The sequence below is a fragment of the Xylocopilactobacillus apis genome, assembly GCF_033095965.1.
In the GTDB taxonomy this organism is placed as follows: Bacteria; Bacillota; Bacilli; order Lactobacillales; family Lactobacillaceae; genus Xylocopilactobacillus; species Xylocopilactobacillus apis.
In genome coordinates, this window is record NZ_AP026801.1 from 1203980 (window position 1) to 1217974 (window position 13995).

The window sequence follows — 13995 nt, forward strand, 5'->3', positions numbered from 1 at the left end:
GCTAGCTAACGATATAATATAATGTAAGACTTTTTCTGAAAAAAGTCAAAAAAAAAGCTTACTAGAAAGCAAGCTTTAGGCTCTTATTTATTAACTCGATGCCAATTCAGTTTTAGATTTGTTTCGATTAGATGTCCTTTAACAAGGGCGAATGGTTCAACTACTGTTTGTCCATCACTTTGATTAAACTGAACATTAAGATAATCTTTATCTCGGTAAACAACCTTATATTTCCCAGAAACTGTTGATCCATTTGCCGTTCCGCTATAAGTGCCATCTTTATTAAAGTTAAACGTGGTCTTACTGGATTGTTCCCAATGTCCGATTAAACCGTCAGTACTACTGTTGTTATTACGTAAATCCGGGTTAACAGGCAAGTCACTCATATCAATTGAGTTATCATCAGAATCAGAACTATCATCTGAACTTGAATCATTGTTATCAGTATCTGAATCGTCACCCTCATCATAAAAGACACGAGTTGATGAGCTGCTACTACTGCTTTGACTATCTTTTTTACCCTTTTTTATTGTTTCAGGGTTGGATTTATTATCATTCTTCACGATTTCTTTTTTCTTCTCTGGCAGTTTAGCTTTAAAAGAAATATTTTTAGAATCTTCAAAAGGAGATACAATTAATTCTTTATTTAGATCCTTTTTATCGTCTCCAGCTTTACCAATACAGCGCAAAGTGTACTTACCGGGCAATCTCTTTTCGGAAAAGCTCTTTTTATCCCCCAGTAGTTCAATTGCTTTATTATCAATTAAAAATGAAGGCTGATCCATATTGGTAGAAAATTTAAATGAAATTGTTTTTAATAAAACTCGATACCGAGGATAAATACCAAAAATTTTACCCTCAGAAACTACTTGAACATCTCCGCTTGTTGGTGCATCTTCAATTTTATTTTTAAACAATTTTAAAGTACGAGGAGAATCACTATAAAGACGAGCCAAAGGTTTCAACTCAGATGCTTTAATCGATTCACGATCACTATTAATGACAACTTCAGAGATTTCTTTTGGATTAGTACTTGTTGCTTTCTTAACCAAATCAGTGATTTGATGACTGCGGCTAAAATATAATAATCCTCCCGCGTAAGTTCCTCCAGCAATAACAAGAACAATTCCGATAATTAATAATGGAATCAAAAAACGTTTTTTCTTTTTCGTTTTTTTCGGCTTTTTTTCTTCAATTATTTGACCAAATTCTACTACTTCAGAAATATTTGAATTATCTATTTTCGGTTCCGGTTCAGGACTTGGCTCTGGCTCCTCATTAATATTTAATGATGCCATATATTCTTTCATATTAAATCCGCAGTTCGGACAAAATTCTGCATCATTTGGAATTTTTTCGCCGCAATTGGGGCAAAAATCTATGTTTTTCAATTTACTTTCTTCCTTTCAGTTTTATTAGCTATCTCAAATAGCATTTGAGCAATTCTTTGGTGTCCTATTTGATTAGGATGAAAATCATCTCGGTTTCCCCACTGCGAAAAGTCTGAAATTACTTTACCTGCTGGACCACAAACTTCCGGATGTCCCCGCCAAATCTTTGAAAGATCAGCAACCGGTGTATTAGTCATTTTTCCAACTTCTTTTACTTTTTGATCAAAAGCTAAATCATTATCTATGTACTTACCGTTAGAAGGAGACCATGTTGTCATCAAAATTAACTTGGCAGTTGTTTTATTTTTAAATGCATTAACTATTTGTAAAAGATTTTCTTTAAAACTGTTTAAAACATAGTCAGTTTTACCTCCAACAGCATCATTAGTACCAAACTCGATTGTAATAAGATCTGGCTTTTGATCGATAATTGTCTGGATTGAAGGGACTCCAAAATTAGCAGCCGTTTTTGCAACTTCTGACAGACCTTTTTCAATGACATTTTTGCCAATTTTTTTACTTAAATTTTGAGCAAATAGTGATGAAAACTTTGATGATTGTTGATCGGCAAAAAGTCCGACCGAAAGAGAATCACCAAAAGGTGCATAAATTATCTTATCCTTATGACTCAAATATTTAATTATTGAAGTAGATGATTTCTTTTTTATCGTTTTAATTTTTTTCTCAACTTTTCGTATAGAAAAGTTAGATTTTTGGTGATTTTGACAACCAGTAAAACCAAACAGTAAAAGAAAAATTAGGAAAAAAGATAATTTTTTATGACTATTCGACATCACATATTCCTTACTAAAATTTTCAGTCCCTTAAAAGGGACAAAGTGTTAAAATTAATTAGATTGTTAACTAAAACGTAATCATATCGAATTTAAGAAGATGAATTTACATTCATGAATAATGAGGTTTTAACACGACAATTAACTAATGAGGAACGCCTCGTGGTTAATTCATAAGTTGAAAAAGAGAAGAAAAGTCCAGTTGCGGCATATCTACACTGGTTCTTTTTTGGGGCAATAGGCGGACATAGGTACTACATGGGTAAAACGGGTAGTGCTGTAGCAATGACTTTAATTTTTTTTGCTGCATCTTGGTTATATTTAATTGGACCAATTGTTTGTACAATTTGGGCATTAATTGATGTTTTCTTTATCAATAAGTGGCTTAAACAAAACAGACAAGCGATCGAGAATAAGGTAACTCAAGATCTTCTATACGCTCGAAACTATCATCCAATAACTGGTCAAGAACCTGTTTCTCAAGGGAGCGACTCAGAAACAGAACAAAATTAAATATGCAAATAAAATTATGAAAGCTCTTAATTCCTATATCTATTAGATACTTGATTAAGAGCTTTTTTTATTTTGCATTTTATTGTTTCTTTTGCTTTTTACCTCTAATAATTATTCCGCAAACGATCATAGTAATTGAACCAGCAAGTCCAATGATACATGAAAGTCCTGGGCTAAATACCTGAGAAGCAGAACCAATCTTGTCATAAAATACTGTAAGAAGCAATATATAACCAATTAGGGCAATTATTCCTGCAATCAAAGGTGATTTATTTGATTTCATAAAAGAAAAGATTATTCCTAATAACGGTCCAATTCCAACAATAAATAAGATGATAAAGAAGTTTATTTCTGATGTATCACTTGAGCTATTCATAAATTGACTTAGCCCTCTATTTACAGTATTAGCACTTTGCAGCAATTCTGCCAAAGTACTACTTTGTACAGATAACCCAAATGCACTCGCTGATACGAAAGGTCCTATATAAGAGGTCAAAAATGTCACAATCGAGGCACATAGGAAAACAATTTTAGAGGCACTCCAACGGCCTTGGCTCACAACTGCCTGACCTTCATTACTAGAAATATTACTAACCGTCTTTTGAACTGACTGAGAAACTGTTTGTCCAGTTTCTTTTAAAGTTGTTCCTACTCCTTGATTGACCTTCCCTTTGATGGAATTTTCAACATTTGAAGAGGATACTTTTTGATTACTGACAATAATATAAACAGCAACTAAACCAACTAATGCCAGAATCCAGCCCAAAATTCTTGAAAATGAGAAAACAATAAATAATACAAAAACACTGATTACAGTTAAGTAAATGTTCATTGCTAACCACTTAAAAATATTTTGAAATGCATTATTAGTAAACTCAAGCTTAATTGCCTGGTTATTAGACGAACTAGGCTGCTGACCTTGATGTACAAGCTGTTCGTTATTTACTGAGCCATTATTACTTGCAACATTACTTTGTGGGTGCTGTCCACTAACTGGCGGCACATCGTTATTAACAATACTACTTTGTGGTTGTTGTTCATTAACTGTCGGAGCATCGTTATTAACAACGTTATTTTGTGGGTGCTGAGTCGTTTCTTGAGTAGTTTCAGCTGTCGGTTGAGAACTTTGAATTGGTTCTACAAAAGATTGGTCATTAACCGACTTATTTGTTTCAGAAGTAATTTGTTCTACTGATTGATCTTTATTTTCAAAAGAAGAAACTATCTCTTCATCAACTGGCTTAACATAATTTGTTGAATTGAATTGTTCATTATGATTTTCAACTGGAACTTCATTGTTTTGGTTTGTCTCATTTGTTGTTGAAATTACTTCAGTTACAACGTTAATTTTTTGACCACAATATGGACAAAACTTACTTCTTTTACTAATTTGTTTACCACAGTGTGGGCAAAACATCTTATCGTCATTCATTAAATTAATTTCCTATTCTAATTATTTCAAATGATTTAAATTAATTAACTATTATTTAGCCTTAAAAGTACAATATGATCCTTGAATCCATTGGTTCTTTCCTACACGATAAAAACCATTTTGTTTACCAGTTACTTTCCACTTAGTGCCGCTCATTAGTTTACGACCTGCATAATATCCACCTGTCGTACTAGGAGTTTTCCATAAGTTAATTCCATAACCTTTACGGAAGTTAATCGTTACTGTACCTTTAACTGGAACGACAGTAATTATTGGTGAAAATGAGACATAGTTACCGTTAATCCACTGATTTTTTCCTACACGATAGTATGTTTGTCCATTTGAATTAACCGCTTTTTCACTAACCTTCCAAGCAGTTCCGTGACCTAAATACATCCCTGTTGCATAACCAGCAGGTTCATTAAATACAGCTATTCCATAACCCGGAACATAATTGATATAAGCTGTTGCTTTTAATGGAGTTTTCGTCCAAGAAGTTGTTGGAGTACTTGGAATAGGATTTGGAGTTGGCTGAACCGGAATTGTCGGTTGAGTTGGATTGCTAGGAGTTGTAGCAACAACCAATTTAGCTACAGCATCTTGTATCGACTTAACTGCACTGTCAACTTGTGCTTGAGTTGCTGTGCTATTGTTAACTACCACCTGAGCTGCAGTAATTGCCGAATTAACTGCTGCAACTGAATCACTAGTATATTGTGACGGATTAGCAATTGTTGCTTGAGCACTCGTAATAGCTGAAGTTAAACTTGTTTTATTTACAGTTGTAGGTGCCGAAGGAGCCTTAACTAATTTAGATACAGCATCTTGTACTGATTTCACAGCATTATCAACTTCTGCTTGAGTTGCTGTGCTATTGTTAACTACTGCTTGAGCAGTTGTGATAGCTGAATTAACCGCAGCGACCGAATCACTAGTATATTGTGACGGATCAGCAATAGTTGTTTTTGCACTCGTAATAGCTGAAGTTAAACTTGTTTTATTTACAGTCGCTGGTGTTGATGGAGTGTTAGAGTCAGATACTTTTACTAGTTGATTTATAGCATCTTGTAAGATTTTTATATAGGAATTTACATCCGATTGTAGAGCATATTTATCATCAACAAATCTTTGTGCATTTTTAATCACTCTTTTAAGAATCACAATCGACTCATTTGTATACTGCGATTCATTAGACTCAAAACTTTTTGCTTTATTAAGCATCGTTACCAAACCAGTTTTATCAATTGGTCCACTAACCTTTAATTTGCCTATCACTTCAAAATATAATTTAGCTGCTGCATCGACTTCTGCTTGACTACTTTTTTCATCAACTTTATTAGATTGAAATACTGCATTAACAGCTGCAACTGAATCGCTCGTAAAATCAGCGGTATACCACTGTTCTAATGTAGATACTGCACTTCCCCATGCCCTGACCTCAGTCATATCTGGACCCTCGTAGGGAACAAGAGGACTAGATGGATAGGTTACTAAACCTGCTACAGCATTTTTAATCTTTTGAATTGCCCCTTCAATTTGATTTTTATCTGTTGAGCCATTATTGATTAAATCTAATGCATTAAAAATCGCGTCATGGACACTATTTACTGAAGTAAATTCCATATTTCTACCATTGTAGATTGATTTCAGCGAACTATAAATTTCAGAATATAAGGCTGAATAAATATTATTCGAATTGCTATTACCAGTAGTCTTTTTAACTAATTTATTTGCATATTCAGAAATTATGGCAGTTGATTTATTACAATTGTCATCTGACACAACATGACTTGCTATCATAACTTTCCCTAATGCCATAGCAGCTTTGAGTAAATTCACTGAATCATCAGTGTATTCAGATGAATTAGAGAGTGCTCTTGCTCCCTCTATTAAGCTAATCCCGAGATTTCCATCATATAACATCTCGTTTACACCAGCATATACTTCTTGCGATGTTAATGAATTAGAGAACAATGGTAATGTTCCTGTTGTTAATGGTGTTGCTAAGGTTAATGCTACGGCTACTAAGCCTGTTCTTTTAATATATTTGTTATTCATGATTCTTTCCTTTTCTATTTGTTATTTTAATTTGATGCCTTTTGCCATTAAATCGTGTTGTTCAATACTTAATGTATTACTTGCATTAACAACTGATGTATCATCATCTGCACTAATTGAAGAAATATTTGCTACGTTGTCTTCATCTTTCAAGTTGTTAATGGTAACTTTTCTCAAGAATGGATCACTATTATCTAGATCTTTATCAACAATTTGGTATAAACCTATGACACTCATTCTTTTACCAGAAACTTTACTTGCTGAATCATCATTAATTGTTACATCCGATTTAACTGCGGAATCAGATGAACTAGATGAATCAGAATCATTTGAATCACCTGCAAAAGCATAAAGATTAATAAAAGTAATTTCATATCCGTCAGATTTATACGAATTTTTGATTACGTCATCAGAAAATTTCTTGATTGCATCAATGTTTTTAATTTTTGATAAATCCTGTAATCCATCAACAGTAGCCTTAACATATTTATCACCTGTGTAATGAACACCTTGTTTATTAAACAATTCATCAGGAGCTTTAATCTTAACGGTATCCCCATTAGAGAGTTTTCCGTTATTTTTAACTTTAAAAGTTCCGTCTTTGATCTTATCGCTTTTTATTATCACTCGACCAATTCCGTTGAAGCCCGCAAAACTAACTTTTACGCTCGATAAAACACTGCTAGTGGATTCTTGTTTAATATTTTCGAGTCCTTTAACCGTATATGTTTTAGATTCTGGTTTAATCGGATTATCTTTACCATTATTAACTGTAATTTTAAGATGAATCTTTTCACCATTTTTTAAATTAATTCTTTTATCAAAATCAATATGAACATCGTCAATCAAATCTTCTATCTTTTTTAATTTTTCAATTTTACTAGAATCTAATGATATCCTGTTAAAATCCAAACCATGATTATCAAATGATTTCAACATAAGATCTTCTGTATCTTTATCTAACCCAACTTTCTGAGCTAAAATTTTTAATATTTTTAATTGAATTACTTCTTCATTACATGTAGCTCTTCCTTCGCCATTATATCCGTCAAACTTAACTTTAACGTCTTTATCTGTTAAAACTTCGCTCTTACGATTACCTGAATAAACGAAAAATCCAATAATTACAACTACGACTACCGCAATAATTGCCCATGTTGCTTTAGAAAGTTTCCCCAACTTTCCAAAAAAATTTTGAATTTTTTCGTTTGTATTTGATTCTTTCATTTTTTTACTTTTCTCTCCTTTATTTTTTAATGCTCTGGAATTTCATCCCCAAATTTATAACGCTTTAAAGTGTCTGCCTGATCTCGGTTCATATATCCGTTCCCAGTAAACACAGGAAACCCTCCGTAGGCAAACATGGCAACTGGTATCATTTTTCCATCAAACAAATGGTATCTTAAAGTGATCCCAGAACCCGAACCATTTGACTGCCCTCTATTCCTTACGTTAATCCACTTAAAACCATGGTCATTATAAAATTGCATTATTATCTTCGAACTATCAGTTAATTCATATTGATCAATTTTATTTTCACTATTGTAGGTGTACCAAACATGTTTAAAAGCGGTTGGAATCTGTTGTTGAATCAAAGGAACTTTAATCTTTCTTTTCATATCTTTATAGAGCACATCATTAGTTGGATACTTAGGCTCTTTACCAGTTACAATTTTGGCAAATCCCGCTTGCAGATTCACATTTTGTGAATCATAAAAATACAGAGTATCTCCGTTGGTAGTTTGAGTTACAAAAACAATAGGATGATCTTTATGAATAGTGAAAAAATAAGTAATACATCTTTGCATCTGAACTTTTGCTGTCGCTACAGCAACAACCTGATACTCAGCTTTACTATTTCCATCAGGTGACCATTCAAACTCAATTGGCTTTTCTCCCCAATTAGTTTTTCCTTTTAACTGACCACTGGATAATCCTTCGGGAAAAATGAAACCATAATGATTAGGATTTTGACCATCATATGTTCCAAGATAGGATTGACCCATCTCTTTTTGCCAACTATGCATAAATTCCGATAATTCTTTGTTCTTATCTTTTGTCCAAGAAACTGAACTTGTAAATTCAGAATTTGAAGATGTTTCTTCAGATTTACTAGATTCAGAAACTTTTATTGGCTTTTTTTTAGATTTTTGAATATGACTAGAGCTAGATGATTTTACTTCTTCGCTGGATTCTGATTTATGAGAACAACCAGTGACCAACATTGTACATAGTAAAATCAAAATTGTTGTGAATGCATAACATGTCTTTTTCATAAATTCTCCCTGAATTTATAGAACGAATAATAGTTTTTAATTTTTTTTACCAAAAATATTATGTATTGTATTAATTGTATTAAGGGTAGCATTATAAGAAGCAGTGTTATTAATTTGATCAAGCATTTGCGAGTGTTCCTGTTGAAATTGCATTTGTTCATCGTGCATTATGACATTTTGACACATCGTTATTGCTTCACCTAAAGTTTTTGATTGATCAGTATCAATACAATTAATTATGAACGCAATAGCTTCTCCATTTCTCATGTTTGCCCATAACTTGTTAAATAGTGGATGTGAAGCAAAATCATTTTCAACTACTTTAAGCAATGGTGACAGAGTCGAAGCTATGTATTGATTTGAACTTATGGCTGCTTTCTTAGCATTATTATGTTTTTTCCAACCATTGACAAATGATAAAATTGCTAAAGCAAAACAAATAAGCATAGCAACTGTAAATAGCATGTGATAATTAGAGTCAGATTCAAACATTTTTACAAAAAGAAACAGAATACCAGTCCATATTAACAATTTAAATCCTAGTTTATAATGGTTCTCATCTACTAAAGTAGCTGATTGATTTTGTCTGGTCGCAATGGTACCGTTTAGCATATTAAATCGTTGCTGCAATCTTAAAAGATCAGTTAACTCATAAATAAGTGCATCTTTTTCTGAATTTTCCTCTGAAACTACCTTATAAAGTGCAGATGGACCATATTCATCATACTCAGAATATTTCCACCAAGATAATTTATTAGCGTCATAATATACTGATGAAGCGTTTGCTCCAATTTCACATTGTTCTCTTGTTAACAAAATGTTAACCTCCATTTTTTATGTTTTCTTTTTTATTTCTTATAAGTCGCATAATCGCCTTGCACCCATTGGTTACCTCCAATGCGGTAAAAGCCGTTTTGCTTGCCGAATACTTTCCAACTCGTACCATGCATTAGTTTTCGACCTGCATAATATCCACCATTTACACTTGCTGACTTCCACAGATTTACGCCATAACCTTTCTTGTACTTAATGGTTACAACTCCTGAAAGTTCAACATAATTTACTGGCGTAAATGAAACGTTAGCTGCTCTAATCCACTGGTCTTTCCCTACTTTATAAAAAGTAGAACCATCCTTGCTGGTTGCTTTTTCAATAATCTTCCAAGCAGTACCGTGCATCAATCGTTTGCCTGTAAATGCACCATTTGGCGCTGTGTACATCGCAATTCCATACCCCGGAACATAGTTAATATACCCAACTGCTTTAAATGGAGTGTATGTCCAGTTACCGGTTGGTGCAATCGGGGCACCCGGTTTTTTGACTAAGTTATTTAATGCTGTTTGAATTTGATTAGTTGCTTCATCTGCATTTTTCTGGTTGGCTTCAATATAATCAGCTACAGCTTGTCCACGAGTTACTGCATTCTTCAATGCATCAACAGAATCATCTGTATAAATGGATGAATTCTGCAAAACAGCATTTGCTTTTTTGATAATTGCTCTTAAAGCATCCATATTAACAGGAACATTAGGATTGGTTGGTTGACCAGAAGTTTTCACCAGATTCTTAACTGCATTTTGTAAAGCTGTAATTGCTGCATCAACTTGTGCCTGAGTAGCATTTGTATTATCTAAAACAGCTTGTCCACTTGTAATTGCTGAATTTACAGCAGCTACTGAAGCAGATGTGTAGTCTGCTGGAGTTGCGATAGCAGATTTGGCAGAAGTAATTGCAGTTGTTAAAGACGTTTTGTTTACTGTAGGAGTTGTGGGTTGGGATGGTGTTGTGATTGAAATTGGAGTTACAGGTTTACCATCTTTACGAACAAGATTTTTTGTAGTCGTATACAAGTCATTAATTATCGTTTGAACACTTTTAATTCTAGTTTTATCCAACTTAGGTAACATATTTTTAGCAACTGTTAAGGTTGATTGAACCCCGCCAATAGACTGTTCAGTATATACAGATGTATCCTTCATTAAGGTTGATGTTTGATCAACCAAGGTTTGTAAATCATTTTTTAAGGACAATCCATTTTGTTCTGCTTTATCAATTTTGGCAGTTAAATTCACTACACAATTATCTATTTCTGGTTGTTGAGCAATTGGATTGTCATTCATTTGTTGAGCTTTAACTAAAGCATCTTTCACATCTTGAATAGATTGTTCTAGATATATAGTTAAATCACCGTTCAACCATTGATTGGCATTATTAATGGCTTGAACTAACTTTGTTTTATCAGTGGTGAAATTTGCTGTCGGAATTAAATATTGATTTCCTTTAATTTGATCTGCATATTCATTTACCAAAATTGAAGTTAAACTAGGTCCTAAATTAGTTCTTGTTTCAACAGTTGTTGGTGTTACAAATGATGGATCAACAACTCCCCTCGCAAATCTAAATAACGAATCAGTATCATAACTAGCACAAAAAGTACCTTGGAAGGGTTGATTAACTAATATATTCCCTCTAACAACTTTTGTTCCCACTGGATAGATATGACCATTACTATCCTTTAGTTCAATATTTGTAACACCGTATTGTAGCTTTTCTACCCCTGCAGGTAATTGAGTCATATCATCAGATGCCATTACAATTTTAGGTTCTGATAGTGCATTAGAAAATGATGGAATTAAGCCAATTAATGGGGTTCCCACTGTCAATGCTACTGCAGCAAGCCCTACTCTCTTAATAGTTTTGTTTTTCTTCATCTCTCACTCCCATTATTTCTTATAAGTCGCATAATCGCCTTGCACCCATTGGTTACCTCCAATTCGGTAAAAGCCGTTTTGCTTGCCGAATACTTTCCAACTCGTGCCATGCATTAGTTTTCGACCTGGATAATATCCACCAGTTACACTTGCTGACTTCCACAGATTTACGCCATAACCTTTCTTGTACTTAATCGTTACAGCACCTGAAAGTTCAACATAATTTACTGGGGTAAATGAAACATTAGCCGCTCTAATCCACTGAGAATCTCCAACCTTATAAAAAGTATATCCATCTTTATTTGTAGCTTTTTCACTGATTGTACAAGTAGTTCCATGCATCAAACGAGTTCCTGTAAAAGCCCCATTTGGCGAAGCATAAACAGCAATTCCGTATCCAGCAACATAGTCAATATATCCAACTGCTGTCATTGGAGTATATGTCCAATCTCCAGTTGGAACTGATGGTTGTACTGGATTAGTTGGAATTCCTGGTTGAGAAGATCCTGGGTTTGATGGCTGCGTAGGTTGGGTAGGACTAGATACTTTAACAAGTTTAGACACAGAATCATTGATCTCTTTAACTGCAGTATCAACTTTAGATTGAATAGCAAAAATATCACCCATAACACTCTTTCCAGACTTTATCGCATTTCTCACAGCAGTAACGGAATTCACTGTAAATTGATCTGGATTGGAAATAGATTTTTTTGCATTGCTGATAGCTGTTGATAATTCTATTTTGTTTACAGGTGGCAAAGACGGATCGGAAGGTTGACTTGAAGAATCAACTCTAACTAACCTAGCCATTGAATCCCAAATATCTTCAGTTATATCATCGATTTGTTCTTGATTAACATAATTATTAACAAGTAAGCTTTCACCTTTTTCAACTGACTTTTTCACTTTATCTACTGAATCAGATGTAAACTTCGACGGATCAATTATTTTTCCTTTTGCGTTAGTTATCGCAGCAGATAATACATTTTTTTCTACTTTTGGAATATTTGTATTAATGGTAGGAACAGGAGTTCCGTCTTTACGTACTAAGTTTTTTAAATGTGTATTAATTAATTCAATGTCAGGTACAACATCTTGAGCAAAAGTGTTATTTAATTCTGAAATGTATTGATTTAGAATTTCTTGAAACTTTGTTACCGATTCTTGATTAACAAATTCGTTTGGATCTTTTATAAGTTCCTTAGCTGAATTGATAACTTCTTCAAGTGGTTTAGTATCTCCTTTTAGCTTTGCACCTGCTACTGGAGAATTAAGATTCAAAAATTCTTGATGAATTTGATAATCAGTAATTTCAGTCATTGAATTCACTTTTATAGCTTTATTAAGTGCCCTTTTTACACCTTCAACATATTGATCCATATAACTTTTAGATTTAGTATCAATCCACATTTGAACATCTTTAATTGCATTTGTTAACTCACTATGATCGACAACACGATTATCTGTATGCTGCAGAAATTCGTCTTGATTCCACTGAATGTAATCCGCATCTTTGTTATGAATAACTTCTTTTCCCTCTGGACCAACATCTCTGACTGTCTCTTCGTTAGTGATAGTCACATCTTCAGGTGATACATTACCTTTTCCAAACGATATAAGATCAACTTTTAAGGTCAAACAAAAAGATCCACTGAAGGGATTGTTATTATCTTGATAAACTGTATATCGAGCAACTTTAGTCCCTTCAGGGTAAATATGACCAGTATGATCCTTCATCGGTTCCTTAAGTACCGCGTACTGGATTCTAAAAACACCCCACGGCAATCTAACATGTTGATTACCATCTGGATCTACTTGGATCTGTCCCCGACTTCATTGGTCGCCATTACAACTTCAGGTTCTGCTAGTGCATTAGAAAATAATGGTGCCCTTCCCAAGAGTGGTGTTGCAGCCACTAAGACTGCAGCAAATAAACTTACTTCCTTAAATTTATTTTTCATAATTAATTATCAAATATTAAAAAATTTAAAAACTGATTTTCTATTAATATTAGGCAAAAAAATATGAACAATTATTCTCTTGTTCACAAACAAAATTAAAAACATTAATAGAATAAATCTATTCTAAATATTTGATCTAATCCTCCTTCTTTTGTCTAGAATTTAAAAATAACTCAATTGGAATCCCCAATGAATCAACAAGAATTGAAATTTCGTCTTGGTTAAAAAAGCTCTTACCATAAATTTTATGGTTAACTGTTACTGCACTTTTCCCTATAAGTTCAGCAATATAACGTTGTGTAATATTATGAGCTTTTAAATATCCTGCTAATTCATTAGGTTCTTTAGTAATTTTCATAATTCACCTCCCCATTAATTAAATACGGTTTATGTTGTTAAAAATAAATTTAACTACTTATAATAAGCTTATGAAGAATAAAGAAAATTTTAAAAACATAAACCAACTACTCAGGTATTCCCGAATAAAATACGGATATTCGGTTAGGCAATTAACTCAAATATTAACTGATGAGTATAATATAAAGACTGGAAAATCAACTGTTTCAAGAATTGAAATTGATGATTTTCCGATTTCTGCTTCGATGCTTTATGCCCTTGCAGATCTATATAATCTTGACCTCCCCTTTCTCCGAAAATATTTATTGAAAAAAAGAAAGTAATAAAAGCAATAATTTTGTCCCTTATAAGGGACATAAACATAAACTTTAACTTTTTATCAATATTTTAATTTAATTATATCACTATTAGTCCCTGTTGTGGGACATCGCTTATAAATTAGTTCCTCATCTAAAATTATGATTAATTTTTTTTAATCTCACAAATAATTTCAATTTATAAAA

The 13995-nt window shown here is 33.1% G+C and carries 10 protein-coding genes and 1 pseudogene; 1 reads left to right on the forward strand and 10 read right to left on the reverse strand.

Features of this window, described 5'->3' with window-relative positions; translation table 11 throughout:
* Positions 1 to 83: 83 nt before the first annotated feature.
* On the reverse strand, positions 84 to 1391 hold the full coding sequence (locus tag R8749_RS05740; protein WP_317694854.1) for a zinc-ribbon domain-containing protein: 1308 nt from the start codon (positions 1389 to 1391) through the stop codon (positions 84 to 86).
* Entirely contained in the window at positions 1388 to 2185 is a 798-nt protein-coding gene (locus tag R8749_RS05745; RefSeq protein ID WP_317694856.1) for an SGNH/GDSL hydrolase family protein, read from the reverse strand. Before R8749_RS05745 ends, R8749_RS05740 begins: the two co-directional genes overlap by 4 nt.
* A gap of 200 nt (positions 2186 to 2385) precedes the next feature.
* On the opposite strand from R8749_RS05745, the pseudogene R8749_RS05750 reads away from it, so the two are divergent.
* A pseudogene (locus R8749_RS05750) lies at positions 2386 to 2697 on the forward strand (TM2 domain-containing protein); the annotation flags it as partial.
* Positions 2698 to 2776: 79 nt separating this feature from the next.
* Here R8749_RS05750 and R8749_RS05755 read toward each other — a convergent pair.
* The 8 genes from R8749_RS05755 to R8749_RS05790 form a co-directional block, all read right to left on the reverse strand.
* The gene (locus tag R8749_RS05755; protein ID WP_317694858.1) at positions 2777 to 4129 is read right to left on the reverse strand and encodes a zinc-ribbon domain-containing protein; all 1353 of its coding nucleotides are present in this window, start codon (positions 4127 to 4129) and stop codon (positions 2777 to 2779) included.
* Between the two features lie 51 nt (positions 4130 to 4180).
* Positions 4181 to 6187, reverse strand: a complete 2007-nt coding sequence (locus R8749_RS05760; RefSeq protein WP_317694860.1) for an SLAP domain-containing protein — start codon at positions 6185 to 6187, stop codon at positions 4181 to 4183.
* Positions 6188 to 6208: 21 nt separating this feature from the next.
* Entirely contained in the window at positions 6209 to 7414 is a 1206-nt protein-coding gene (locus tag R8749_RS05765) for a hypothetical protein (RefSeq protein WP_317694862.1), read from the reverse strand.
* Between the two features lie 26 nt (positions 7415 to 7440).
* Positions 7441 to 8463 (reverse strand): DUF4767 domain-containing protein, encoded by a 1023-nt coding sequence (locus R8749_RS05770; RefSeq protein ID WP_317694864.1) that lies wholly within the window; start codon positions 8461 to 8463, stop codon positions 7441 to 7443.
* 36 nt (positions 8464 to 8499) lie between these two features.
* Positions 8500 to 9279, reverse strand: a complete 780-nt coding sequence (locus R8749_RS05775) for a hypothetical protein (RefSeq protein ID WP_317694866.1) — start codon at positions 9277 to 9279, stop codon at positions 8500 to 8502.
* A 32-nt stretch (positions 9280 to 9311) separates the two neighbouring features.
* Positions 9312 to 11174, reverse strand: a complete 1863-nt coding sequence (locus R8749_RS05780; RefSeq protein WP_317694868.1) for an FIVAR domain-containing protein — start codon at positions 11172 to 11174, stop codon at positions 9312 to 9314.
* 12 nt (positions 11175 to 11186) lie between these two features.
* Positions 11187 to 12911 (reverse strand): hypothetical protein, encoded by a 1725-nt coding sequence (locus R8749_RS05785; RefSeq protein ID WP_317694870.1) that lies wholly within the window; start codon positions 12909 to 12911, stop codon positions 11187 to 11189.
* A 360-nt stretch (positions 12912 to 13271) separates the two neighbouring features.
* Complete coding sequence (locus R8749_RS05790) at positions 13272 to 13493, reverse strand: helix-turn-helix domain-containing protein (protein WP_317694872.1); 222 nt, start codon at positions 13491 to 13493, stop codon at positions 13272 to 13274.
* Positions 13494 to 13995 lie beyond the last annotated feature (502 nt).

What these genes read in the sequence shown, in the direction of transcription:
- R8749_RS05770 (WP_317694864.1), bottom strand. Translation starts at nt 8,463, where the DNA reads ATGAAAAAGACATGTTATGCATTCACAACAATTTTGATTTTACTATGT.
- R8749_RS05765 (WP_317694862.1), bottom strand. Translation starts at nt 7,414, where the DNA reads ATGAAAGAATCAAATACAAACGAAAAAATTCAAAATTTTTTTGGAAAG.
- R8749_RS05785 (WP_317694870.1), bottom strand. Translation starts at nt 12,911, where the DNA reads ATGAAGGATCATACTGGTCATATTTACCCTGAAGGGACTAAAGTTGCT.
- R8749_RS05745 (WP_317694856.1), bottom strand. Translation starts at nt 2,185, where the DNA reads ATGTCGAATAGTCATAAAAAATTATCTTTTTTCCTAATTTTTCTTTTA.
- R8749_RS05760 (WP_317694860.1), bottom strand. Translation starts at nt 6,187, where the DNA reads ATGAATAACAAATATATTAAAAGAACAGGCTTAGTAGCCGTAGCATTA.
- R8749_RS05755 (WP_317694858.1), bottom strand. Translation starts at nt 4,129, where the DNA reads ATGAATGACGATAAGATGTTTTGCCCACACTGTGGTAAACAAATTAGT.
- R8749_RS05780 (WP_317694868.1), bottom strand. Translation starts at nt 11,174, where the DNA reads ATGAAGAAAAACAAAACTATTAAGAGAGTAGGGCTTGCTGCAGTAGCA.
- R8749_RS05790 (WP_317694872.1), bottom strand. Translation starts at nt 13,493, where the DNA reads ATGAAAATTACTAAAGAACCTAATGAATTAGCAGGATATTTAAAAGCT.